The organism is Apibacter sp. HY039, from assembly GCF_004023655.1.
GTDB classification, from domain to species: Bacteria; Bacteroidota; Bacteroidia; order Flavobacteriales; family Weeksellaceae; genus Apibacter; species Apibacter raozihei.
Map to the genome: position 1 here is coordinate 64,543 of NZ_SAYM01000002.1, position 25,585 is coordinate 90,127.

The 25,585-nt window shown below is 29.6% G+C and carries 25 protein-coding genes; 6 read left to right on the forward strand and 19 right to left on the reverse strand.

Going from position 1 to position 25,585, the window contains the following annotated elements; all coding sequences use genetic code 11:
• Nucleotides 1–2 precede the first annotated feature (2 nt).
• Genes EQ921_RS04330 through EQ921_RS04340 form a run of 3 tightly spaced genes read right to left on the reverse strand, consistent with a single transcriptional unit; the run spans nt 3 to nt 3,553 of the window.
• A complete protein-coding gene (locus tag EQ921_RS04330; RefSeq protein WP_128330734.1) occupies nt 3–1,238 on the reverse strand; it encodes a glycosyltransferase family 4 protein in 1,236 nt (411 codons plus the stop codon).
• A 25-nt stretch (nt 1,239–1,263) separates the two neighbouring features.
• Nucleotides 1,264–2,538 carry a glycosyltransferase family 4 protein gene (locus tag EQ921_RS04335; protein ID WP_128330735.1) on the reverse strand — a complete coding sequence of 425 codons (1,275 nt, stop codon included), beginning with the start codon at nt 2,536–2,538 and terminating at the stop codon, nt 1,264–1,266.
• Complete coding sequence (locus EQ921_RS04340) at nt 2,525–3,553, reverse strand: hypothetical protein (protein WP_128330736.1); 1,029 nt, start codon at nt 3,551–3,553, stop codon at nt 2,525–2,527. Before EQ921_RS04340 ends, EQ921_RS04335 begins: the two co-directional genes overlap by 14 nt.
• 103 nt (nt 3,554–3,656) lie before the next feature.
• On the opposite strand from EQ921_RS04340, the gene EQ921_RS04345 reads away from it, so the two are divergent.
• Nucleotides 3,657–4,274, forward strand: a complete 618-nt coding sequence (locus tag EQ921_RS04345; RefSeq protein ID WP_128330737.1) for a VanW family protein — start codon at nt 3,657–3,659, stop codon at nt 4,272–4,274.
• Between the two features lie 59 nt (nt 4,275–4,333).
• Here EQ921_RS04345 and EQ921_RS04350 read toward each other — a convergent pair whose 3' ends face one another.
• Nucleotides 4,334–4,855 carry an META domain-containing protein gene (locus EQ921_RS04350; RefSeq protein ID WP_128330738.1) on the reverse strand — a complete coding sequence of 174 codons (522 nt, stop codon included), beginning with the start codon at nt 4,853–4,855 and terminating at the stop codon, nt 4,334–4,336.
• A 332-nt stretch (nt 4,856–5,187) separates the two neighbouring features.
• Here EQ921_RS04350 and EQ921_RS04355 point away from each other — a divergent pair, with 332 nt between their 5' ends.
• From EQ921_RS04355 to EQ921_RS04365, 3 genes are all read left to right on the forward strand, one after another.
• Nucleotides 5,188–5,982 carry a DUF2797 domain-containing protein gene (locus EQ921_RS04355; protein WP_128330739.1) on the forward strand — a complete coding sequence of 265 codons (795 nt, stop codon included), beginning with the start codon at nt 5,188–5,190 and terminating at the stop codon, nt 5,980–5,982.
• A 169-nt stretch (nt 5,983–6,151) separates the two neighbouring features.
• The gene (locus EQ921_RS04360; RefSeq protein WP_128330740.1) at nt 6,152–7,492 is read left to right on the forward strand and encodes a dihydrolipoamide acetyltransferase family protein; all 1,341 of its coding nucleotides are present in this window, start codon (nt 6,152–6,154) and stop codon (nt 7,490–7,492) included.
• Nucleotides 7,493–7,530: 38 nt separating this feature from the next.
• Nucleotides 7,531–7,929, forward strand: a complete 399-nt coding sequence (locus tag EQ921_RS04365) for a copper resistance protein NlpE N-terminal domain-containing protein (protein ID WP_128330741.1) — start codon at nt 7,531–7,533, stop codon at nt 7,927–7,929.
• Nucleotides 7,930–7,979: 50 nt separating this feature from the next.
• Here the strand turns inward: EQ921_RS04365 and EQ921_RS04370 are convergent, their stop codons facing one another.
• The gene (locus EQ921_RS04370) at nt 7,980–9,647 is read right to left on the reverse strand and encodes a glycoside hydrolase family 3 protein (RefSeq protein ID WP_164875579.1); all 1,668 of its coding nucleotides are present in this window, start codon (nt 9,645–9,647) and stop codon (nt 7,980–7,982) included.
• A 22-nt stretch (nt 9,648–9,669) separates the two neighbouring features.
• A complete protein-coding gene (locus EQ921_RS04375; RefSeq protein ID WP_128330743.1) occupies nt 9,670–10,242 on the reverse strand; it encodes a hypothetical protein in 573 nt (190 codons plus the stop codon).
• Nucleotides 10,243–10,446: 204 nt separating this feature from the next.
• On the opposite strand from EQ921_RS04375, the gene EQ921_RS04380 reads away from it, so the two are divergent.
• Complete coding sequence (locus tag EQ921_RS04380) at nt 10,447–11,256, forward strand: glycosyltransferase (protein ID WP_128330744.1); 810 nt, start codon at nt 10,447–10,449, stop codon at nt 11,254–11,256.
• On the opposite strand, the gene EQ921_RS04385 is transcribed toward EQ921_RS04380, so the two are convergent.
• The 8 genes from EQ921_RS04385 to EQ921_RS04420 form a co-directional block, all read right to left on the reverse strand.
• Nucleotides 11,253–11,867, reverse strand: coding sequence for a J domain-containing protein (locus tag EQ921_RS04385; protein WP_128330745.1), 615 nt, complete (start codon nt 11,865–11,867; stop codon nt 11,253–11,255). The two genes, EQ921_RS04380 and EQ921_RS04385, sit on opposite strands and share 4 nt — an antisense overlap.
• Before the next feature lie 145 nt (nt 11,868–12,012).
• Nucleotides 12,013–13,662, reverse strand: a complete 1,650-nt coding sequence (locus EQ921_RS04390; protein ID WP_128152980.1) for a ribonucleoside-diphosphate reductase subunit alpha — start codon at nt 13,660–13,662, stop codon at nt 12,013–12,015.
• Between the two features lie 4 nt (nt 13,663–13,666).
• Nucleotides 13,667–13,960 (reverse strand): hypothetical protein, encoded by a 294-nt coding sequence (locus EQ921_RS04395; RefSeq protein WP_128152981.1) that lies wholly within the window; start codon nt 13,958–13,960, stop codon nt 13,667–13,669.
• Complete coding sequence (locus EQ921_RS04400; RefSeq protein WP_128152982.1) at nt 13,961–14,935, reverse strand: ribonucleotide-diphosphate reductase subunit beta; 975 nt, start codon at nt 14,933–14,935, stop codon at nt 13,961–13,963. It abuts the gene before it with no gap.
• 293 nt (nt 14,936–15,228) lie between these two features.
• Nucleotides 15,229–16,104 carry an NAD kinase gene (locus EQ921_RS04405; RefSeq protein ID WP_228427634.1) on the reverse strand — a complete coding sequence of 292 codons (876 nt, stop codon included), beginning with the start codon at nt 16,102–16,104 and terminating at the stop codon, nt 15,229–15,231.
• 22 nt (nt 16,105–16,126) lie between these two features.
• Nucleotides 16,127–16,783: a CBS domain-containing protein gene (locus EQ921_RS04410; protein WP_128152984.1), complete on the reverse strand. Its 657-nt coding sequence runs from the start codon at nt 16,781–16,783 to the stop codon at nt 16,127–16,129.
• Between the two features lie 27 nt (nt 16,784–16,810).
• Nucleotides 16,811–17,170, reverse strand: coding sequence for an MmcQ/YjbR family DNA-binding protein (locus EQ921_RS04415; protein ID WP_128152985.1), 360 nt, complete (start codon nt 17,168–17,170; stop codon nt 16,811–16,813).
• Nucleotides 17,171–17,333: 163 nt separating this feature from the next.
• Complete coding sequence (locus tag EQ921_RS04420; RefSeq protein ID WP_128152986.1) at nt 17,334–18,188, reverse strand: GyrI-like domain-containing protein; 855 nt, start codon at nt 18,186–18,188, stop codon at nt 17,334–17,336.
• 263 nt (nt 18,189–18,451) lie between these two features.
• On the opposite strand from EQ921_RS04420, the gene EQ921_RS04425 reads away from it, so the two are divergent.
• Nucleotides 18,452–19,696 carry a D-alanyl-D-alanine carboxypeptidase gene (locus EQ921_RS04425; protein WP_128330746.1) on the forward strand — a complete coding sequence of 415 codons (1,245 nt, stop codon included), beginning with the start codon at nt 18,452–18,454 and terminating at the stop codon, nt 19,694–19,696.
• 98 nt (nt 19,697–19,794) lie between these two features.
• Here the strand turns inward: EQ921_RS04425 and EQ921_RS04430 are convergent, their stop codons facing one another.
• From EQ921_RS04430 to EQ921_RS04450, 5 genes are all read right to left on the reverse strand, one after another.
• The gene (locus EQ921_RS04430; RefSeq protein ID WP_128330747.1) at nt 19,795–20,400 is read right to left on the reverse strand and encodes a hypothetical protein; all 606 of its coding nucleotides are present in this window, start codon (nt 20,398–20,400) and stop codon (nt 19,795–19,797) included.
• Nucleotides 20,401–20,410: 10 nt separating this feature from the next.
• Entirely contained in the window at nt 20,411–22,831 is a 2,421-nt protein-coding gene (locus tag EQ921_RS04435) for a TonB-dependent receptor (RefSeq protein WP_128330748.1), read from the reverse strand.
• A gap of 92 nt (nt 22,832–22,923) precedes the next feature.
• Complete coding sequence (locus tag EQ921_RS04440; protein ID WP_128330749.1) at nt 22,924–23,247, reverse strand: hypothetical protein; 324 nt, start codon at nt 23,245–23,247, stop codon at nt 22,924–22,926.
• An 82-nt stretch (nt 23,248–23,329) separates the two neighbouring features.
• A complete protein-coding gene (gene galU, locus EQ921_RS04445) occupies nt 23,330–24,253 on the reverse strand; it encodes a UTP--glucose-1-phosphate uridylyltransferase GalU (protein WP_128152991.1) in 924 nt (307 codons plus the stop codon).
• A 144-nt stretch (nt 24,254–24,397) separates the two neighbouring features.
• Nucleotides 24,398–25,582: an ABC transporter permease gene (locus EQ921_RS04450; protein ID WP_128152992.1), complete on the reverse strand. Its 1,185-nt coding sequence runs from the start codon at nt 25,580–25,582 to the stop codon at nt 24,398–24,400.
• Nucleotides 25,583–25,585: the final 3 nt, after the last annotated feature.

The following is a 25,585-nucleotide window of genomic DNA, read 5'->3' on the forward strand; positions in this document are numbered from 1 at the left end:
TATTAATTTGAACTTACTTCATTAATTGCTTTTATAAACTTTTCAATAATTATCTCCCATTGGTAATTATCATTAACATATTTTTTTCCATTTTTACTTAAAGCTAATTTTTCGTCCTTTGATAAAGATAATATTTTGTTAATTTCAATCTTAAAATCTTTAAAATTTGTATACGTAAAACCCGCTTTACTATTATTTATATGCTCATTCAACACTTCACATTTAGCATTAGCTAAAACAGGAATGCCTATAGACATAGCTTCTAACGTTACCATAGAAAGACTTTCATATAATGATGGTATAATTAGAGCTTCTGAATTTTTTAAATAATTCCATTTTTCTTCTTCACTAATGAAACCTGTAAAAATTACATTATCGTTAGTTTCAACTTTCAAATGATTTTCTCCTATTAATATTAATTTTGTATTTACAAGTTGAAGCTTTTCAAAATAATCAATAAGTACATCACAGTTTTTGCCTACATCAACCCTGCCTATATATATAAAATACCTATAAACAGGCTTACTCCATGAAGGATCTAAAATAATATTAATTTTATCAAAACCTACACCTGCAATATCGGATTTTGTTTTTTTTGCAACAGGATAAATTGTTTCTACCAACTTTTTCTCTGACAAAGTATTATACATAATAAACTTTGATTTTTGAAACAAGTTTTTGAATCCTTTAAAATAAAAGGGTGTTTCATCATGCACCGTTGGAATAAGTATACTTTTTTCTGAAACCTCCCTAATTCCACAATATGTTGGATAAAATAAATAAGTAAAAAAGACAACTGCCTTGTATTCTGATCTATTTACTTTTAAATAATTAACAATATCTTGACAATATGGACCTTGTTGTTGAATCCATTCTTTAAAAATTTTATTTGTATATCGATATTTAAACCGCTGAGTTAATAAATGAAAAAAATTATTTATTGTAAATTTATATTTTGAATATTTTAAATTTTTTTCTAAATAAATAGTCAGTTTTTGAGCTTTATCAAAATCTTTCTTTTTTGAATTGAATCTTCTAACTATAATGCCATCAGTTATTTCAGTTCCTTCATCGAAATAATTATCCCAACTAGTGTAACTAACCGCAGTAGTTGTTAAGATTTCAACCTCGTATTTGTGAATTAAATTACTTGCTAAATTATAAGCATGTTTTTCTGCACCACCGTTAATTTCTTTTCCATATCGCTGAATTACTATAGCTATTTTGTCTTTACTCACTTTAATTATTTAACCGACAATTTTATTAATTTTCTCCTTTTAACTTGCTGAAGAACTTATTTATAGATTTTCTTAATTTATTATAAACAGTTCTTTCCAGATAATGAACTCTTTGTTTCAAAAAAATATTTTCTGTTTTTATATACGTAAGGTTTTGTTTAACTTCTTCAGTATTTTTAAATGGAATTATGCTTTCTTCAATAACTTCAAGTCTTTTCTTCATTTTAGTCCCTATAACTTCTAATGAAAATCTATTTTTTATATCTTCTTGTGCTCTAAGACCAACTAATTTTGCCTGTTCTTGATTTTCATAAACGAACTGCATCAATTCAGCAGCATGATCAACACTAGGTTCAGACCAAAAATTACCTTTGAGCAAAGGTCCTATATCTTTTTTAAGTTCAGTTAATTCGTATTTAACAGGATATGAATTATTAATATTCATAAACTCCATGTTTCCAGAATAACCAGTTGCTATCACAGGTTTTCCTAAAGCCATAGCTTCTGCTATTGTCAATCCAAAGCCTTCGGATCTATGCAATGAGACATAACAGTCTGATTGATTTATAAGAGATAATAAATCCTCTCTTCTTAACATTTCTTCTTTGTAAAAAATATTTTTAAAGTTTTCAATTCTCTTAACTATGCGGTTCTTATCCTCCGGATGATGAGAAGGGATAGATGCTTTTAAAATCAAACTTACTTTTTCGTTTTCTGTTCCAAATGCTTTTTCAAAAGCATCAATTACTGCCATTACATTTTTCCTTAGTATTAAACTGTTATAATCAAAAATAAAGAGAAACTTATATGTATCGCTTTTTAATTCTGAATCATAGGATTCGTTGATTTTTAAAGAATTAATATCTATCGGATGAGGAATGTTTATTACTGGTATAGGAGACTTTAAAGAAATAGAATCTAAACAATATTTTGAACAAGTCCAAATTTCATCATAAAAAGAAAAATTTTCACAATATTTTTCTGGAAAATCTTCCATTTCCCACGCCCAAAATCCAATATTGTATTTATCTTTATAAAAACTAGGAGATTTTTCTTTTAAAAATTCCCAGGTAGTATCCATATTTACATGAACTATATTAACAGGGTATTTATTATCTTCACTTAATTCAATGGAACTATCATTTAATCTGTCTTTTAGATTAAGATTAAAATTTACAGCTTCAGCTTTAATTCCAACTTGGTTTAGTGCTTTTAAATTATCTCTGATTGCTTGACCAAAACCTATTTCAGCTTTGAAAAATCCTGTTAAGTTTACTCCAAAATCTTTAGTATTGTTCATCCGTTTTTTTATGAAATTGTTTTAATTGTTTTAATTGTTTTTCAAAATTAGATTCCTCGTTTAGTATTTGTTCTTTATAATCAATAAAATCTTTAATACTTGAGCTATAATTATTCATTACAAACTCTATACTTTCATTAATTTGTGGTATCAAACTTTCTGAGTACTCGAATTTATATTTTTCAGGAATATTTAAATCTTCCTGATATTTAGAAGAACCTCCTTTACCTGATATTATAGCGCAATCCATAAGTGCTGATTCTCTTAGCATTCTATCACGTCCCGGATTATAACCAAAATCAATATATAATTTTGATTTTTTCATAATTTCAGAAACTTCTTCAGGCGTCATCTTCTCTATAGGAATCCATTGGTATGACAAATTGTAATTTTTTATTTTATCAATTTGCTTTTTACCTTTTTTAGGATTATAAATGATAATATCTTCTTTAGTTTTGGAAATATCTCCCTGAAATATTGCCTTTTTTGTAAATACAGGATTCATATAATCGCATACTCTATCTATCTTAGATTCTAATACCCCTTTATCTAAAAGATATAAATAAGAACGATAAGATTGTGCCCAGTGAAATACATCAAATCTGTTTTCTAAGCCGTATTCAATTTCCTCTTTCTTCCCTACTATATATTTAGAAAAATAAAATTTTAATCCCCGATGTCTATTTTTCTTACAAATCTCATAAAAATCAACACTTAACCACCAGATAATTTTCTGTATATTGGGATAATGTGAAACATAATGAGTTAATGATTCTGGTATTATTAAAATATTATTCTTATCATCTATAACCTCTAAAGCTTCTTTTGTATCGTAGATTGTATAAGATGAAGGCTTAGGAGATTTATTTGATTTTTTATTTATATAAACCATTTGAGCATTATACTTCAACACTGTCCTTAGTTTATGACTCAGTTGATGAAGAGCTTCTGGTCCTCCAGTAGAGCTATTTGCAGGACAAATAATATATATTGTTGTTTTTGAATCTATATTCATTGATATTTTAAACTTCGGTAAAATTAAATCAAAAATAACATATAAGCTAATATTTACAAATATTGTAATAAATTTACAATTGAATCAGTAATTTATAAAAAAAATGCTTGGATTTGAAAATTTAAAAAACTTAATATTTACTTCTTATGCACAAAAGATAACTAAAGATAAAACATTTTATCCTTATAAAATATCATTAGAATATATTCTATCGGATTACACTTTAATAAAGAATAGAAATTTATTAGAAGAACTAACTAAATTTATTAGCAATTTTAATGAGGTAGTTATTAAGTCCAACCAAGTTTTTTCATTTTGCAAAATTTTTGATTCTTCTAAACCTACAAATCCTATTCTTGTACATTTAGTATCCAGTATTATTTATCAGCTGGCATTAACCTGTAATGTTGAGATAAAAGAAAGACATCATTTTAAATATGATTTATATTCCGATAAAAATCGCTTATTTCCGTTAGGTGCTGATGCTGATATAGATTATGGAACAAAAGATTTAAGATTTAAAAATAGATATCCTTTCCCTGTAAAATTAAAACTTGAATTATCTGAAAATAAATTAAGAGGAGAAATAGTATCAAAAGAAAAAATTAATTATTCAGAAATTAACTTTAAAAAGATTAATCATAAAAATTGTATTGAAATTTTCACCCGGGTTAACAAAAGAACTGTTGCTGTCTCAATATATAAATTAAATTCAATATAAAAGTAAAAAGGATCTCAATCAATTGATTAAGATCCTTTTTTACTTTGTTAAATTATATCTTATAATTTTTCAAATACTAAAACCGTTTTACCGTTTGCTAAAATTGAGAGAGTATTACCTTCCTCGTTAACTTCAGTAGCTGTTGATAAAGTATTTATAAATAAAGATTCATTTGAATTGTCACAAGATAGTTCTGTAAGAGATACTCTTGATATTCCTATTATATTATTATCTCTTAGGTAATAAGCTGTAAATTTATTGCAACCAGTAGTTCCATAAATTTGTTTCCAGAAATCATCAAATCTCATCATAGGCGAATCTGTGAATAATTCAGTAGCTTTCTGATTGTTAATTGATATCAGTTTCCATTTAATAACACTTTCATCTCCCAGATAAACCATTATTTTATCTAATTTGGTTTTATTCTGCGGATGAACTGATGCTTTGGCTTTTTGAGAAGTCTTTGCTTGCTTTTTTACATTCTTTTTGGATATTTTTTTAGTTCCTGAACAATTTACAAAGAAAAGTAAGGTTAAAAGAGCTAAACAAATAAAATTAAAATTGAATAAACGTTGTTTCATAATTGATAGCTAATAATTATAATGTTAAAAAATTCATTGACACAATATGAGGAGGTAAAGTTATAAAAAAACATAACAGATCCTAATTAATTTTATTAAATTTTATCTGATTATTTAGGTTATTAAATGTGCAAAATTTATTAAATATTAATTTTATATTTAAAATTATCTATTTTAGGGAGCTTATATATTATTTTCATCACAATTACAGTCTTTCATCTGAAAAACTTAAACTAATTAATTTATTGAAATTTGAGCTCATATCCATTATCTTTGCATTTAGCAATATGAATTTAACCTTACGGTAGGATTATACTTACCAATATTACTATATGACTATACCAGGTTTACTAACTAAGATGATTACTGAATATGCAAATCCTATTCAGTATTACCTGAATTTCGATGATGAAATAATTTCAGTTAATCAACTTTTAGAAAAAAAAATAAAAATTGAATTTAGTCATTATCAGTGTCTCGGATGTGGACAAGATTTAGAAATATTTGCTATGGGTTACTGTAAAAATTGTTATTTTAATTTAGCTCAGGCTGGAGACTGGATAGTAAGACCTGAATTATCAAAAGCTCATCTGGACATAGAAGACAGAAATATTGAGATTGAAAAACAAGCACAATTACAGCCTCATATAGTTTATCTAGCTAATTCAGGCGGAATAAAAGTCGGTGTTACAAGAAAATCACAGGTTCCAACCCGTTGGATAGATCAAGGGGCTGAATTTGCTCTTAAAATCGCTGAAACAGAAAACAGATATGAAGCAGGAATGATTGAAGTAGCCTTAAAAAGTCAAATATCTGATAAAACAAACTATAGAAAAATGTTGATCAATAATGTAGAGCTTTTAGATTTATCAAACGTAAAAAACAGTTTATTTGATTTTATTCCTAAGGAATATCAGCATTTTGTTACCGAAGATAATCAAATGTTTCAGATTCATTATCCTGTTTTAAAGTATCCTTCTAAAATCAAATCCATTAATTTAAAAAAAATACCTGAATTTGAAGGGGTACTTATCGGTATTAAAGGTCAATATTTACTGTTTGAGAATAACTTGGTATTTAATGTCAGAAGCCATGAAGGATTTGTTATAAATCTCAACATATCCTGATTGCCTAAATTTAAATTTTCATATATATTTCAATTAATTTTATTAAGATTAAATTTTACTAATATCTCAATGAATAATTAATATAAAAAATCAATTTTATACTTATAATATAAAGTTGTCTATTTTTTCTAATTATTTATTATTAGATTTGTATTAATAATTACAAGCTATGGCTGAATATAAAATGGTATTACCTCCTATGGGGGAAGGAGTAATGGAAGCTACCATTACCGGTTGGGTTAAAAATGAAGGAGATTATATTAATGAGGATGAAACTATTATTGAAATAGCCACGGATAAGGTTGATTCGGACGTTCCTTCGCCTGTATCGGGTAAATTGATAAAAAAACTTAAAGACGTGAATGATACCTGTAATATAGGTGAAGCATTTGCAATTCTGGAAGTGGAAGGTGTTTCTTCTGAAGATTCATTGGAAGATAAAAGTATTACTCCATCCATTTCAGAATCTGAAACTATAAATAGTGACCAAATAATCAAGGAAACTGTTAACGAACTCGAAAAGCCCTTAACTAAAGTACTTCAGGATCAGGATGATATACATGCAAAGGATAAATTCTATTCTCCTTTGGTTAAAGCTATATGTAAAGAAGAAAATATAACTACGGAGGAGCTTGGCAACATTCAAGGAAGTGGTTTAAACGGAAGAATTACAAAAGAAGATATTCTTACTTATGTAAAAAGCAGGGCAAAATCTTCTCAAAATTCCATATCAAATGAAAATAATTCATTCATTACAACTGAATCCGTAAACAATAAATCCTACCCGGTACATGCCTGTGCAGAAGATGAAGTAATAGAGATGGATCGTATGCGTAAACTCATTGCTGAGAATATGCTAAACAGTAAGAGGATATCTCCTCATGTCACTTCATTTGTTGAAGCTGATGTGACCAACATTGTACTATGGAGAAATAAATATAAAGATATATTTTATAAAAAAGAAGGAGAGAAATTAACTTTTACTCCTATATTTATACAAGCCATTGTCAAGGCTATTAAAGATTTCCCAATGATCAACATTTCCGTAGAAGGAAACACAATCATTAAAAAGAAAAATATTAATATAGGAATGGCTACTGCCTTAAGCGACGGTAATTTAATCGTACCCGTTATTAAAAATGCTAATCAATTGAGCTTGTCAGGCTTAGCTAAAACAATAAATGATTTAGCTAACAGAGCCCGAAAAAACAGCCTTAAACCTGAAGATGTAAAAGGAGGTACTTATACTCTTTCAAATATTGGCAGTTTTGGAAATATTGCAGGTACACCCATTATTAATCAGCCGGAAGTTGCTATTATGGTTGTGGGCAGCATTGTTAAAAAACCTGCTGTTATAGAAACTCCTCAGGGAGATTTAATTGGTATCAGACATAAAATGATTTTGTCTCATACCTATGACCATCGCGTAATTGATGGGGCACTTGGAGGAATGTTTGTAAAAAGAGTTTCTGACTATCTTGAAAATTTTGATATAAATACGGAAGTTTAAATATTTTAAAACTATTGTTCTTATAAAATATAATAATCATGAATAAATTTTCATCAGTATTTTTTACATTACTTTTTATATCCAGTTGTTCAGATAATAAAAAAACAATTAATCCTTTAATCTCAAATCAAGATTCTGTTACTTCAGCTCAATCTATTTATGGGACATATTCAGGAGAAATTTCTTGTGACGACTGTGAAAGTGTTGTTTTAACTATTATGGATAATCATCATTATTCTTTGACTATACATCTGATTGGGGAAGAAAAATCTTCCCAAAGTACTATAAAAGAAGAAGGAATATATACATGGAATGCTGATAAAACCATATTATCTTTAGACAAATTTAATTTTAAGTTTAAAGTTGATCATGGTAAGCTTTATTATCTCGATCACAATATAACAATCAATGAAGATGAAGTTCTTATAAAAAAATAATAACTAAAAAAAACAAATATCCGGACAGATATTTGTTTTTTTTAGTTTGATTATTTACCAATAGTTATTGGTATTTTTCCTTGAGCTTTTAAACTTCCATCCAGAATATTGATAATTGATGTTTGAGTATAGTTGTTATTCTGATAAGTCAAAAAAATATTTTTTATGTGATCCAGGTTAATTCCGTTTAAACTGTAAGGACTAATGAAATTACATAATGTAGTTGAATATTTTTTAGATAAGCTGTTTATGGCATTTTTTGATACATTTGATAATTTATGTGAATAATAAACTGTGGTTTCGGTATCTTTAAAAATACCTATGATCAATTCAAATTCTTTAGAATCATATTTTCCACTCGATAGCTGCTCTAAGGTTACCTGCTGAAGTATAGGGTATTTATCTTTTAAATTTCTATAAAATAAATGGTAATCTCCATCTTCGAGTGGTAAAAACAGGTATTTTTTCTTTTTATTTAAAGGATAATGATTCTTATCGGTTTTTAATTCTGTTAATGCAGCTGTAAAAACCTTCTCTTTTAAAACCTCAGATTCTTTATCGTTTAAATCTTTTATAAGGTTGGTTTCAGAAATTGGTTGATAATTACACAATCCTGCATGGTATTTAGCAAATAATATTTTTTTAACACTTTCCTCCAGTCGGCTCATAGGTATTTCTCCTTTTACAAGTGCATCTTTAATTTTTTCTTTCCCTGTTTTAACTCCTTGGGAAAATAGTAATATATCATTTCCTGCTTTAAATGCAAGATAATCCATTTCTCCAAAAGGAAAATTTTTAGCTACTCCCTGCATATTCAGTGCATCTGTAATGATCATACCTTTGTAACCGAGACGCTCCTTTAATAATTTAGTAATAATTTCATAGGATAAAGAAGCTGGTATTTTTTTATTTTTCTCATAAGCAGGTACATTTAAATGGGCTACCATAATACCCTCTACATTTTTCTTAATAAGTTCTTTAAAAGGATATAACTCCAATGAATCGAATCTTGCACGTGAATGATTTAATACGGGCATTCCTAAATGACTGTCTACATCAGTATCGCCATGACCTGGGAAATGCTTGGCAGATGAAAGAATTTTTTGACTCTGTAAACCTTCTATGTAGGCATTAGCTTTTCTTACAACGTTATATTTATCAGAACCGAACGAGCGGTTTCCTATGATAGGATTATTGGGATTGATATTGATATCTACTACAGGAGCAAAATCCCAATTTATACCTGCACGTTTACAATGCTTGGCAATCTTAGTAGCTACCTGATATACTAATGTATCATTGGTAAGAGCTCCTAATGTCATAGCCCAGGGGAATTTTATTGTTTCAGAAAAACGCTGAGCCAGCCCCCACTCTCCATCTACACCTATCAGTAAGGGTACTTTTACATTATTTTGCAATTTATTTACCCAGCGAACCTGTTTAAGAATATCATCCTGCATTAATATCAATCCTCCGATATGCTCTTTCTCAACCAAATGTGTAACTTCTTCAATATGTTTTGAATCTTTGTTTACATAGGCTGCAACTATAAATAGCTGAGCTATCTTATCATCCAAAGTAAGTGAATTATAAGTTGAGTCTACCCATGCAGAAGCTTTTTTTTGTTCATTTATAGTGATAACTTTATCTGCATGCTTTTGAGAATAAGAGCTCCCTGTTAATAAAAATATGCAAAATAAACTGATAACGTTTTTCATTGATAGATATTTTAAATATAAATTATATTTCAAGATCATAGTTGGATATAGAGAGACTGGTTAATATATTCTTTGTGTTAAAATAAAACGATACATAAATATTACCATCATTCATTTTATAAGCAGCTGAATTTTTGTATTTAACAAGCTTATTGGCATATATTTTTTGAATACCGGATAATGTACTTTTATGTAAAATTAAACCATTGCCTAACTCTAAAGAATTTAAACCTCCAAAATTAAAACTAACCAGAGATATTAAGTCAGAGCTACCCGGCTTCCCTCCTGTTTCAGATATTACACTAATTTGAAAGCCATTGGTAAAATCCCATGTATATATATTGCCTGCACCTTCTATAGGTTCAAAACTTGTATAACCTGCAATAGAATTTATTGAGCCTACAGTCTGCGGTAATTTAAAACCTGTTTTAGTGAAAAATAAATCTTTTACTTTGGCTGATGATTTGGGTCCATAGATTAACCATGATTTTTTATATTTTACAGATTCCGATTTAGTATTTTTTGTTTGAGAATTTAAATGAGCTCCAGACAAAATTATTCCTAATGTCGCTAGTATTAAAAAATTCTTTTTCATAATTTGCGGTTCAACTTAATTAAGTAAATATAGTGATAATTTTCAGGAGTTTTTTTATTAAACTTTTTCATAATTTTAACTAACGGCAAGCTATTAAATAAAAATACAGAATAAAACTATTATAAATAATTGTAAAGTTATCTCATAATTATTACCTTTAAGACTGAAATATTTATTTTTTATTTATAATTTGATAGTGTTAAAATGAAAACGTCCACATCGCTTGTTATTAGTACTTATAATAATTCCGATATACTGAATCTGGTTTTAAAAAGTATAAACATACAATCTTTATTGCCAGATGAAATTATAATAGCTGATTGTAGTTCAAACTACGAGTCAGAAATCATAATCTCTGCTTTTACATTAAAAACTAAAATACCGGTTATTCATATTAAACAAAGTGGTAATAAGTTACTAAAAGCTGAAATTTTAAATAAAGCAATTGCTAAATGTAAATCTGAATACATAATACAAATCCATGATGATTGTATACTGCATAAACATTTTATTAAAGACCATATTCATAGTCGTAAATATAATACATTCCTTTTTGGAACAATCATTCCTATTAATCAAAAAAAAACAGATTATATTATTAAAAATGATATATATACATTTAGTTTATTTTCAGGGAAAATTAAGAAAAGAATAAATAATATTTATTTACCTTTTTTTAATCGGTTTCATAAACCTACAGAGTATTTATCCAATGACATGACCGGAAATAACCTTTCATACTGGAAAAAAGATTTTATTGATATAAACGGTTTTAATGAACAATTTAATGAATATGCAGGTGAAGATTCAGATTTTTGCCAACGATTACTTTTTAGCAGTGTTTGGGGAAAAAAATTACAAAATTGCGGAATTATATATCATTTTAATTCTAATACTCCTACAATTGATAAAAACAGTTTTTCACTTATTAAACATACCCGAAGAAATAAAATCATATATTGTCCACAGGGCGTTGATAAATATTTAGGAATTAAAAAAAGCAATATACATTAACGGAATATAGTGCTTACTTTATGAGAAAAATTAACTAATATTTCCATTAAATAATTAGACTTCATCATCTTATGAGCATCTTTATATTCTTGTATACGGCTGATTTCAATCTCATTTTTACCCGCTAGTATTTCTAACCTTGAAGTTATAGATAGCATATGTTCACCTGATATAAAATCACAACATTTTAATGATTCATTAATGATTTGTTTGTTTATATCTGAGTTATTTTGATTAATAAGATATCGGATATTATTATCAGAAAGTATCGTATTTAATCCTCTGAATAAAGCCGTTTCACTGATTTTATTTTTTCCTTTTTTATAAATAAATGTTCTTATAGATTCCATTTTTTCTAAAAAAAGCTGAGGAGTTACCGGTTTTAATTCTCTTGCCATCCGCACTCTGTAACTCATATCGTATCGTTTACGAGTAGTCTCGTGCGATAAAGTTTTATATGCCTGATTTATTTCTATGAATAACTGATTAAACTCCAGATTACCACCATTGCGATCCGGGTGAAATTTAAAAGCTAAACGTCTGTACGCTTTTTTTATATCTTCAAAAGTTGCTGAAGGAGTAATTTCTAATATTTTATAATAATCTTTCATATCTTAATGAGCCTATAATCTAAAAGATACAATGGTTATAGAAACTAATACAAATTTACGACATTTTTTTATTTTAATAAATAACTTCATATAAACTAAAAAAGATTGCGTTACAGCAATCTTTTCTTAGTTTATAGAAAAAATTTTATGATTCGCAACTACTACAACTCACCAAATTCACTACCATTTCCTTAGCTACACTCTGACTGCGCTGATAGTATAATGTTTTAATACCTAACTTCCAGGCTTCTATGATTAATCGGTTAACATCTTTCACAGGTAGTTCTGCCGGAATGTTCAAATTTAAAGACTGGGACTGGTCTACATATTTTTGTCTGATGGCTGCCTGTTGAATAATTTCCAGCTGACTAATCTCTTTAAACGTTTTGAATACCTGCTTTTCTTCAAAAGAAAGTTCATTAATATGCTGTACACTTCCTCCATTAAGCATGATGCTTCTCCAAGTATCCTCGTTGTTTATTTCCTTTTCAGTCAATAACTTATCCAAATACTTATTTTTACGCATAAAATTTCCTTTGGATAATCCTGCCTTATAATAATTGGAACTAAATGGCTCTATACCTGGTGATGTCTGTCCTAAAATTGCAGAAGATGAGGTTGTTGGCGCAATAGCTAACAATGTTGTATTTCTTCTTCCATATCCTTTAAGTAAATCAGGCTCACCATATATTCTGGCTAAATCTTCAGTTGCTTTGTTGGATTTATCTTGTAAATATTTAAATATTTCTACTGTTTTTTGTTTGGCTTCCATTCCTTCAAATGGAATCATATTTTTTTGTAAATAAGAGTGCCATCCTAAAACCCCTAACCCTAAAGCTCTATGTCTTTTAGCAAATTTATTTGCCGGTTCCAGATAATAATTTCCTTCCGTTTTTACAATAAATTCCTGTAATACGGCATCTAAAAAGAATATTGCCAGTTTCACGGCTTCTGTATCTTTCCATTCATCGTATAGTTCCAGATTCATGGAAGATAAACAACAAATAAAGGATTCATCGAATGATGAAGGAAGCATAATTTCTGAACATAAGTTTGATGATCTGATAATTAAGCCTTCGTCTTTATAAACCTGCGGTTTATTTTTATTTACATTGTCTGAAAAGAAAATATAAGGCAGGCCTTTTTGCTGACGACTTTCAAGTACTTTCGCCCATATTTTTCTTTTATCCATGTCTCCATCAATCATCTCCTGCATCCAGTAATCAGGAACACAAACCCCGAAAAACAGGTTTTGGATAGGATTTCCAATATCTTTGATTGTTAAAAACTCTTCTATATCCGGATGGTCAATGTCCAGATAGGAAGCAAAAGCTCCTCTCCGTACACCTCCTTGAGAAATTGTATCCATAGCGGTATCAAATAATTTCATAAAACTCACCGCACCGCTACTTTTTCCATTATCTGAAACCGCTGATCCTCTTTCTCTCAAAGCCCCGAAATAACCGGAAGTTCCGCCTCCAATTTTCGTCTGCATAATTACTTCTCCCAATTTATGGGTAATGCCCTCAATACTATCAGGTATATGAACGTTAAAACAGGAAATAGGTAAACCTCTCTGTGTTCCCATATTTGCCCAAATAGGAGAACTAAGGCTCATCCATCCTCTTTCTATCATTTCCTGAAATGCTTCTTTTAATTCAGGTTTATATAATCTCTGGGCTGCGGCGGATGTAATTCTGTCTATAGCTCCTTCAACAGTTTCACCTTTTAAGAGATATCCTCTGTTTAAAATTTGCTCACTTTCCGAGTTCCTCCACCAAAGTTTTTCATTCATATCTTTAATCTAATCTTTTAACCATTAATTCTAGTTTTCCTTTTAATCCTGACTCTTTATGAGAAGCCAGCTTTCTGATAAAATACCCGTTATCTTTTCCTTCCGTATCAAGAAATGGCATTTCGTAAAATTCACTGAATTTAAAATTCTGTAAATAAACCGATAGAATTTCTTCCAATTCACTTAAAATCTGAAGATGTCTTTCTCTATCTTGTAATTTTACCGGAATTTCTCTTTCTATACTTGCCTGAAATTCCAGATAAATAAAACTGGCTTTTACTAAATAAAAATCACCCATTTAAAATAAATCATTCTCAGTTATACTCTTATCATGTTTGGTATACTCGGTAGGTCTTTTTGCAAAGAAATCATCCAGACTATTAGCAAAAACCTCTTCTTCAAACCAAGCCATCGGTTTGTATTGTTCGGCTGAAATATAATAAAGCTGTTCTATTCCTATTTGTTTTAAACTCTCATCCACTCTGAACTTCATAAAGTTTAACAAATTTTCTTTTTCAATGGTAGATATATTACCACTTTCAAAAATCCAGTCAAGAATCCTTCCTTCAATATCTATGGAGTTAACAACTGTTTCTCTTACGTGGCGAATCATATCTTCATCGAAGAAATCAGGAAACTCTTCCTTTATTTTATTCACAATATAAATACCAGCATTAGCGTGAACCTGTTCATCTACAGAAGTCCAACCAATAATATTGCTTACATTTTTCATTAGCCCTCTAAAACGTGTAAAGGACAAAATAATAGCAAACTGACTGAAAAGAGATACATTTTCAATAAGGATGGTAAATAATATTAGAGAGATAATGTATTTTTTACGGTCGTCTGATTTTGCATATTTCAGGGCATTATCAAGATATTCTACTCTTTCCCTAATTACCGGGATGGTAAGTAGCTTCTCAAACTCATTATTATAACCCAATACTTCAAGCAAACGGGAATATGCTTCAGAGTGCCTGAATTCACACTCTGCAAATGTACTTCCCAATCCATTAAACTCCGGTTTAGGAAAATGTTGGTAAATATTCCCCCAAAAAGTCTTGACAGCTACCTCTATCTGGGCAATTGCCAGTAAACTGTTTTTAATAGCATTTCTTTCACTATCATCCAGATGTGAATGAAAATCCTGAATATCTGCTGTAAAATCTACTTCTGAGTGTACCCAGAAAGCACGGTTTATAGCTTCGGTAAATTGTAATACCTCCGGATACTCAAATGGTTTATAATTAATTCTTCTATCAAATATTGACATAATCAAACTATATATTATTATTTCTAAATTTTACTTCATATAAGGCGACAACACTCCTGAAGAATTATATTTTAGTTAAATTTTTCATATTCTTCTGGTTTTTTACTTTAAAAATCGTAAAGGATTTTATTTAGTGTGCTTAACCTTAAACAATTGAGCGTTATTTATAAGGCGTTATTTACAGAAATAAAATTATAGATATTTCTCTTCTGTATCGGGATAAAGCCTAAAAGATATTAAGAACTTATAAACAAAAGACGCATAACAAATTGATATACATACATATACGAATGTTAATTTCTTGAATCCGTACCCCAGTTCAATTTTGCTCTAAGATTTTCATAATAGGAGTAATTGTTGTATTTAACAATCTTTATTTTAAAGTCTGCTCTCTTAATAACTATTTCGTCTTCTTCATTCATAGTGTGATATCTGGAATCAAGAGATAAAGAATACTGATGAGAACGGCTGTGAACTTTAAGCCTGATACTTACATCATCTTTAAGTATAAAGGGTCTGACATTTAAATTATGGGGAGCTATCGGAGTAATAACAAAGATATCTGCCATCGGATAAATAATAGGTCCTCCGCAACTTAAAGAGTAACCTGTGGAGCCCGTAGGTGTAGAAATTATTAATCCGTCAGCCCAAAATGTATTCAGAAATACATCATTTACATAAGTATCTACGGTTACCATAGATGTAGTTTCCTTTCTCATTACAGCTGCTTCATTGATTGCATAAGGTGGAAAGTCCTGAAAGTTATTTCGCACTTCTAACAAAGATCTTTCACTCAAGCTGTAATTTCCTTCTAAAATATCCGGAAGTTCCCTCAAGATTTCTGTTTTTTGCAAAGTAGCCAAAAATCCTAATCTACCTGTATTAATTCCAATAATGGGTATATTGGAATCTTTTATAAATGTTATGGCCGATAAAATGGTACCATCTCCTCCAAAAGTAAACAATAGTTCTGTATCCAGTGGTAATCCATCTTCTTTAGTAAAAGGAATAAAATTGGAATTTTTATATCCTAAAACCTGATATAGTTCTACGATATAGGTATCACAGACCAAAATTGTTATTTTCTTTTCTTCTAACTTTTGAAAAAAAGACACAAGAATTTCCTGATCTTCTTCTTTGACAACCTGCCCGTATATTCCGACTTTCATTTTTTTCGTCATTAAATCTTTACTAAACCTCCATAAATTTTTGTAACTGATCAAATCGATCTTTCAATAATTCGTTCTTTGAATCTTCAAAATATTTATTGGAAATCTGATATCCGAATCTTTCAAAGGTGTCTCCTATTGAACTTATATTTTCAGCAGCAATTTTTAACGTTATATATGTACGATCTTCTTCTGTATTGGTTACCAGCAATCCTAGTATACGTCCGTTGTTACTTTCTACAATATTAGCCACCTCACTTATTGAATATTTCTGGATAGGTGTAGCTATTGTCATAAAAACCCCAAATTCTGCAATAAAGGGATAAGATGCCAGTTCTTCAACCACATCTTCTTCGGATATTATCCCTAATAATTTATCTTTTGCATCTATTACGGGAATACTATTAGTTTCGTTATCACTGAATATTCTTAGTGAGTCGAAAATGGTTGCATATTCATATAAATAGAAATTATCCAGTTCAATCAAATGATCTTTCATAAAATCATCATCCTCCAGATTACTTACAATGTCAAAGCTAATGCTTCCCAGTAATTTACCCTGGCTAAGTACACTTAAATGCGTAAGTTTTAGGTCCAGCATAATTTGTTTAGCTTTCTTAACGGTATCATTCTCACTTAAAAGAGGAATATTTTTAGATAAATAATTAGTGATAATCATAATGCTAATGTATAACAAGATTTGTAACTAACCAAAATTTTGAAGGTCACTTCTTTGTTTCTTCGTTAATTTTTTTTCAACTTCTTTGTAAGAGTGTTCTATTAAGGTTTTCAATACTTTATCTGGAATCCCTCCTGCGAAGCTAACCGTATTCCAATGTTTTTTATTCATATGATAGCCTGGCTGAATATCTGAATATAAATCTCTTAATTCTAAAGCATAAGAAGGTTCACACTTCAGATTAACCCTAAAATCTTCCGTGTTTAATTTTGTTAAAGCATAAACCTTATCCATAACTTTAAATACAAGCGTATGCTCATCAAATGGGAAACATTCACTTGTACCAGGCAATTGCAGGCAAAAATCTCTGAATTCTTCAATATTCATTCTTTTAATTTATCTTAGTCTTATAAAAATACTATTATTCATATAGGTAACAAAATTAATTTTTTTACTAAATAATAAATTTATAAATAAAAATAAGATGCATTTTAAACACATCTTATTTTTATTGGTAATCATTGAAATTGATATTGTAATATCAACACATTTATTCAATTGGAATGTATAGTTCAGTCAGCAATTCTTCTTCTTTTACTTTTTCCGGGTCGTTAAGATACTTTTCAAAACTATATGAATTTCTTAGACTCAAATGGTTATCAGGTATATATTTAAATATAGTATCATATACATTTCCTAATTTTTTATATGATCCCTGATACCGGACTTTTAAATACTTTCCGCCTTTCATTTCTTTTACTCCTATTTCACCCTTAGGCAAAACATGAGCTGAAATAGTAAGACAACAATCAGTTCGTAATTTATCGGGTTCCGTTACTTTAGGATCGTCATAGTTTATACATATGTGCTCTATATCAGAAGAAAATAAAACGTTTTCTTTTACATATTCCCAAAGTTTTTTCCATGTTCCGCAATAGTCTAAAGAGTTATAATCTCCAAACAACTGAATATAAATAATTTGCTGGGGTTTGATAGATACCACCTGTGGTTCAAGATGTAGATTTTCCATAATTCTAACGGGTTTGATAATTGTAAATTTTTTATTTTTTCGATAATCGATTGGAGAAATACCGTAATATTGTTTAAAAATTTTCGATAAAGAAGAAGGTGTATTATATCCGATTCTGTAGGCAATATCTTTAAGTGGCAAATTTGTATATCTGATTAATTGAGCTGCAGTCTCAACTCTCGTTCGGATAATAAAAGATCCCAGAGGTTCACCTAAAAAGGCCTTCATAATTCTTTGAAAATGAAAGGGTGAAAAATGGGAAATACTTGCCAGTTTTTTTAAATCAATATCTTCATCTAAATGATTATTTATATAATCGATAACTATATTAATCCGTTTTAAATATTCTTCTTTAGTAGAAAATTTAGAATGCATTTTTACGATTTATTTCTATAAGCAAAATTACTATCCTGTAGCTAAACGTTCTTTTCCATTGTTGCTATTTTTAACTTTACACGCATTGGTTTTATACATTCTGGTACACTTAATTTATACCTAATTTTATAAGTTTTAAAGAAGAAACCTAAAGTTAAATATAAAAGCAGCTTTAATCAAATTTAGATTTACATATTAGTTAAACTGAATTAAAGATTATTTTTGTATTAATTAAAGTATAATAGTAAATAAAAAATTATAACATGCTTAGGTACGTAATAATAGTAATAATAGTATTTGTTAATTATCCGGTATTCTGCCAAACTCAGTTTCTTGATTCTCATTTTAATTCCGATTTTTATAAAAATCAATGGGTAGGTTTTAATTTATATGATCCAGTTGAAAATGAAGAACTTTATAATTATCAGGGAGATAAGTATTTTATACCTGCATCAAATACAAAAATAATGACCTTATATACCGGATTAAAAATTTTGCCGGACTCTATCCCTTCTCTAAAATACCAAATCTTACAAGATACTCTATATATAGCAGGTACAGGAGATCCTACAACTCTTGAACCTTTTTTCAAACAAAGAAAAGTCATTGATTTTTTAAGCAACCAGAAGTTGCCGATTGCTGTATATCTGGATAATTTTAATGATTCCAAATGGGCTCCCGGATGGTCCTGGGAAGATTATTCAGAATATTTTTCTGCAGAACGTTCACCTTTTCCTCTCTATGGTAATATTGTGACTATTTCGTCCACTTTAAACGTTTCCCCTATTTATTTTCAATCATTAGTTAAAAAAGAAAAGCATCAATATTTCAGAGATTTTACTAATAATCTGTTTTATGTTTCTACTCCAAAAACGTATGAAATCCCTTATATTACTTCACAGGATTTAACTCTGAAACTTATTGAAAGTGAAATTAATAAAAAGGTTTATAAAACCAATACATTTCCTACAGGAAACTCTAATATTTTATATAGCATTCCCTCAGATAGTTTATACCGAAGAATGATGCTGGTAAGTGATAATTTTTTGGCCGAACAGATTTTACTTATGAGCAGTCTGTATGTAAATGAAAGAATGAATAGTGAAGTAGTCATTAATCATATTTTAAAAAAACATTTATCAAAAATCCCTCAGGAACCTAGATGGGTAGACGGTTCCGGTCTATCCAGATATAATAATTTCAGTCCTAAGGATTTTGTGTATGTGCTAAATGAAATGTATCACGATATTGCTATAGAGCGTTTATTATCATTTTTTCCGGTTGGTGGTGTAAATGGAACATTGAAAAATAGTTACAAAGCAAAATCTCCTTATATTTTTGCCAAAACCGGATCAATGGGACAAGTATTTAACTTAAGCGGATTCATCAAAACCAAAACAGGAAGAATACTTATATTCAGCTATATGAATAACAATTTCAAGCATTCTAACTCTAGTTTAAAATTACAAATGCAAAAAATATTTGAATATATAAGAGACAACTATTAAAAAATTTCAATTTAAAAATTAAAAAAACTCTTCACAAGATGTGAAGAGTTTTTTTATGACTCGCAACAAGTTATTATTAGATATTAAGTAAAAATTTTTTATTGTAAATTTATTTTATAATGAGCTTCCAGATCAATTTCTCCTCCTAATTCATCCGTTGATACTGCATCCTGTTTTTTCTCAGCTGGTTGATGCATTAAGTATAAATAAACCTGCCCGGTAGCTCCTGCTTGTATGGTCCACACAGTTTTAAATCCTAATTTTCTACCTAAAGTATCAATTCTATCATCATCGGCATAAACGATACTCACATTAGATGTGTTTAGTTTTTGATAAAATACGAAATGATCATCTGCATCCTGAATAAAGATTTCATCTGTTACATCATGAAAATGATCATCATGAGGCGAGTAAAAGTGGGTTTCCACAAGGTATTCTCCAGCAGGTAAATTTACATCGGCAATAGGCAGCACAGTAGTGCCTTCCGGTACTTCGTAGGTAACTTCGTATATCGTTGCCGGTGAATTTTTTTCTCTGAATTGTAATACTACTTTAGATATTTCATCATGCTCGTGTTCAGGGATACTGTCTGTAATATCATTTCTGTCACTCGAAGAACATGAAGTTATTGCTAAACTTAATAAGATTGTAAATACTGAAAATAGAGCTACTTTCAGTGAAATTGATTTTATAATATTTTTCATTTTTTGTTTATTAAAAATTATACTGTAATTTTAAGATAAAATTTCTCCCCGTTTCATCAGCGTAATACCTCAAACGGTTCATATAGTCCCTGTAAGAAGTATCAAATATATTTCTAAGAGTCAAAGAAATATCTAAATTGTTATGAGAAGTTACTTCCCAAGTAAAACCTGTTGCTAAATCAAAAAGCTGATATGCAGCCGGCGGAGAACTTATATCTAATAAAGTAGGTACCAAAATTCCATTTTTAGCTATATCTATACTAAAATTATAATCCGGATAATGGGATTGTTTAAATACGGATGTAGAAGTAATTTTGGCAAAGAAATTATTCCATTTATTATTTTTATATTCTAAAGAGTTGACCCATTTAACAGGTGGCATGCTAATAAGTGCAATGTTATTTTTTTTGTCATTACCCCGCAGATATGAAAAATTAGATCCTAAAGTTAAATTTCGGATAAAATTATAATTAGCGGTTACATCAATTCCATAAATTTCGGCATTGGTCTGCAAATACTGCCAAACGGGAAATGCTCCTCTTATTGTGTATTCAGCACCTGTTGGAACCTGATTTATAAAATCTTTAATATAATTATAATGAATTGTGAAATCAATGTTCAACCTGTAATCCAGCAAATGAGTGTTTAAAGAAGCAATAAACTTATTGGATTTTTCATTTTTTAACTCCAAATCCCCCAGTTCTATAGCTGCAGCAGAATGATGCAATCCGTCACTAAACAACTCAGAAGGATTGGGATTTCTACTGCTTAATGAATAATTCACAGTTAAATCGCTAACGGCTCCCAACTTGTAAACGGCTCCTAAAGTTGCTGCATATCCATTAAATTCTAGCACCGGATTGGTTAAATAATTTAATCCCGTATCTTTTATAATTAAATTAGAATATTTTTTATCATATCCCAAAGCCCTCCAACGGGTCTTTTTATAAAATTTTAAGGCATCAATTTTTTGATAATCATATCTAAAACCTCCTTCCAAAGTTAATGCCTGATTAACTTTGTAGCTTTCCATCAAGTAAATACCAAAATTATTTTTTTCATAATATGGAATAAGTGGACTTACACCTGTTCCTGCATTAGGAAAGTTCTTTTGATAAACATACGATACTCCAATTTTCCCTTTAAATCCATTAAACTCATCATGATCAAAATTCAAATTAAAATCATGAGTGGTTAAATCCAGATTTAACGAAGGTTTATTTTTATATTCGGTTCTACGGATATCGTACTCTTTTCTGTTATTAAACTGATACCCATAGACAAACGTAAGTTTACCAAAATCAAAATTGTAATATGTATCAAATTTGGCTAAATTATGCTGTATTTTTTGCTTAGGAGCATCTATACGCATAGTAAAATCATTGATTATAGTCGGCTGTCGGCTATTAATGGCATTAACCAGGTTTTCAAGGTTTCCGATATGTGCCGACTTTAATATTCCTGATTCTGTACCGTAAAAGCTAAAAAAACCTTCAACTCCCCAATTATGCTTATGGTAGCCTAATTGTGCTGAAAAATCGTTTTCTTTAATCCCTGTGTTCGATAAAATATAATCGGGAGCAGATAAATCTCCCAACCTTTTATAAGTTCCCTGCAAACGTAAGGCAAAACCATTTTTCCAACCTTTCTCAATATTAGCAGAAATATTGCCTCCTCTACCATTAGAAATATACGAAGTCAAAAGGTTTCCCATAAGAGTATCTTTGGTCGTAAGTTTCTTAGGTTCAATCAAAATAACTCCTCCCGTGGCATCTCCCGCATATTGAAGAGCTCCTGCACCTTTTATTACAGATATGGAATTGGCTATATTTATATCAATATCAGGTGCATGTTCTACCCCCCACTGCTGATCTTCCTGTCTTATTCCGTTATTTAATACAGGAACTCTGCTGCTGTGTAAACCATGAATTACTGGTTTTACAATATTGTTTCCTGTACTTAATGCATTTACTCCTGCAATGGATGTTAACGCTGTACCTAAATTAGTATCGGAATACTGATTAATTTGACTTTTAGTAAGCTTGTTTTCTATTGAAGTAGTAGTTTGCTTTTTCGCTTTTCCAACGGTTATAATATTTTGAAGTTCTTTTTCGTGATGTTCTAGTGAAAAATTACGAATTGTTGCCCGATTTATACTTACCTGAAAAACTTTAGTTTTACACTCTGAATGTTTTAGTTCTGCCTGATAAGTACCTTCGCATAAATTCTCTAGACGGTAAGTTCCCTGAGCATCTGTATAGGTGTTATACAAAGACTGGTTCTTTGTATTTTTCAAGCTTATTTCTGCATTTTCTAAACCTTCACCGGTATGTATATCGGTAACCGAACCTGATAATGATAAAGTACAGGTTGTTTGCGACTGTACTATTGTTGTAAGCAACAATAACAATGCACTGATTAATTTAGCCATAAATCTTTTTGTATAAAAATAATAACGAATAATTATATTTTTGATTTCCTGATCTTTCAGGCATCAAAAATTAATTGACACTAATAATAAAATTATATGCAAAAAGGTGGCGGACGATTGTGTAGCTTATTAAAAAGCTTTTCGTTTATAAAAATTGATTTATACTGAATCTGATAAAGCTCAGTATGATTGGAGGTATGTACAAATGAGAAATGAGAAATTTCAACCGGTTCGGCATTCTGAAATTTACCAATCTGAAAAATTGTTTGACATACAGAACAGTGATCCTGATGTACTTGTTCTTGTTTATGTTGCTCAATATGAATAAATTCCTGAACTGCAATAAGCTTAAAAGCAAGCATTATTGCAAAAAAGAAATAAATAATTTTCAATTTATATAATTGAATTAACTTCATAAACAGCTAAAATTCAAGTGCAAATTTAATAAAAAAAACCTTCCGTAAAGTTCGGAAGGTTGTAAATTTTCAGTTTCTTATATTATTTACTTTCTTTTACAAGCTGTTTTTTAGATTTTTTTTCTTCAGATTTTTCAAGCTCTTTAGCTAGTTCTAGGATATAATCGTGAAGATTATCTTTGACTTCCGGATGTTTTAATCCATATTGTATACTGGTCTTTAAAAAACCGAATTTATCTCCTACATCGTAGCGGGTTCCTTTGAAAACACGAGCGAATACTCTTTGTGTTTTGTTTAAAGTATCTATGGCATCAGTAAGTTGAATTTCTCCACCTGCACCGGGCTTCTGACTTTCAAGAATTTCAAATATTTGAGGAGTCAGCAGATATCGTCCAATAATAGCCAAATTACTGGGAGCATCTTCTGGTTTAGGTTTTTCAACAAATTTTTGTACATTATACAAACCTTCTTCTACTGAATGTTCAGGAGCTATAATTCCATATTTAGATGTTTCTTCTTTAGGAACTTCCATAACCGCTATAGTTGGAGCATGAATTTTTTCATAATCATCGATCAACTGTTTCGTTAAAGGTACCTCATCCTGCATTAAATCATCTCCCAACATTACTACAAAAGGTTCGTTACCTACAAATGCTTTAGCCATTAAAACCGCGTGTCCTAAACCTTTGGGATGAGATTGTCTAATGAAATGTAAGTTTAAACCTGTAGTTTCTTCTACCAATTCTAGTAATTCGGTTTTATTTTTTTCTCTTAAGTTATTTTCTAACTCAGGGTTTGAATCAAAATGATCTTCTATAGGACGTTTGCCTTTTCCGGTAACTATTAATATATCTTCTATACCCGAATTGATAGCCTCTTCCACAATAAACTGAATGGTAGGCTTATCTACAATCGGAAGCATTTCTTTTGCTAATGCCTTTGTTGCAGGTAAAAATCTTGTACCTAAACCAGCAGCAGGTATAATTGCCTTTTTTACTTTTTTCATATATACACTAATTAAAAATACTTAATATAATTATTTTTTTATCTTAATTTTTGAATTTTATACAAATATACTAAAAAATTAGTTTTTTATCCGTAAATAAGTGTTACTTTAAATATTCTAAATAGCTGATATAATAATCTTTTATTATTTAAAAGTTAACTTCCTGGATGATAAAAATGAGACCAATAAACCAATAAATAAAACCGTTGAAATCACAATCAAGTAATTATAAGAATCAAACTTAACGGGAAAAGGCATAAATGAATTAGCCATGACTAAAGAATAATCTGCCTGTAGCCAGGTTAGTACAGTACCTAAAATAATTCCTAAAAGAACACCAGATACAGTTATGATAATTCCTATTGTAAAGAAAAGCTTTTTCAATCCTTTTCTACTGTATCCGAGAGATATTAATGATTTTGACTGATGTTTCTTATCTAAAATAATAATAATTATAGCTCCTGCCATATTAAAAGATGCAATGATAATGACCAGTATAAAAATAAGATAAATAAATAATTGCTCAACTTTCATCATTTTCAGAAAAGAAGCATCTTGCTCCTGACGTGTTAAAACCTGATACTGATTGCCTAATTCTGATTTCAATCTTGACTGAATAGACTTAACATCTCTGGTTTTTGTTTTGATCTCAATGGAAAAAGCACTTTCAGGAGGTAAATTCAGTAATTTTTGAGATACTTGAATAGGAACAAAAATATAGTTTTCATATTGATCATTGAGTGCGAAAATTCCGGTCATATGTACCTGTGTCTTCTCAAATGCATTATCTATAGTCAGCACACCCCTACCCGGTTTGGGCATATACAATGAAGAATAAGCCTCATTATCAATAGGCATTCCCAGTCTGTATGCCAAAGCAGTTCCAAAAGCAGCCTCGTCTTCACGCAAAGGATCAGGAAATTTACCTGCCTGAAAACAGGTATCTATTTTAACGACATTTAAAAAATTAGAATCTACGCCTTTTAAATAGGCTATTTCATCTTTATCGTTATATAAAACGTAAACTTTTTCTTGAATTACTTTTGTAAAAGTTTGAATGTCTTTTTCAGATTTTAAAACAGCCTCTATTTTCTGTATATTATTTAATAGCTTACCGGAAGCCGGTAGTATTTTCAAATCGGGATTAACATCACTGAATAATCTGATATTAAAGCTTTCTAAACCACTAAAAACCGACAAAATTACAAACATAGCACAGGTAGCTATAGAAATAGCTATCAACGAAGTGTACATAATTATGCTTACGGCTTGTGTACTTTTTTTAGAAATAAAGTATCGAAAAGCTATATACCATGATAAATTTTTCACAAA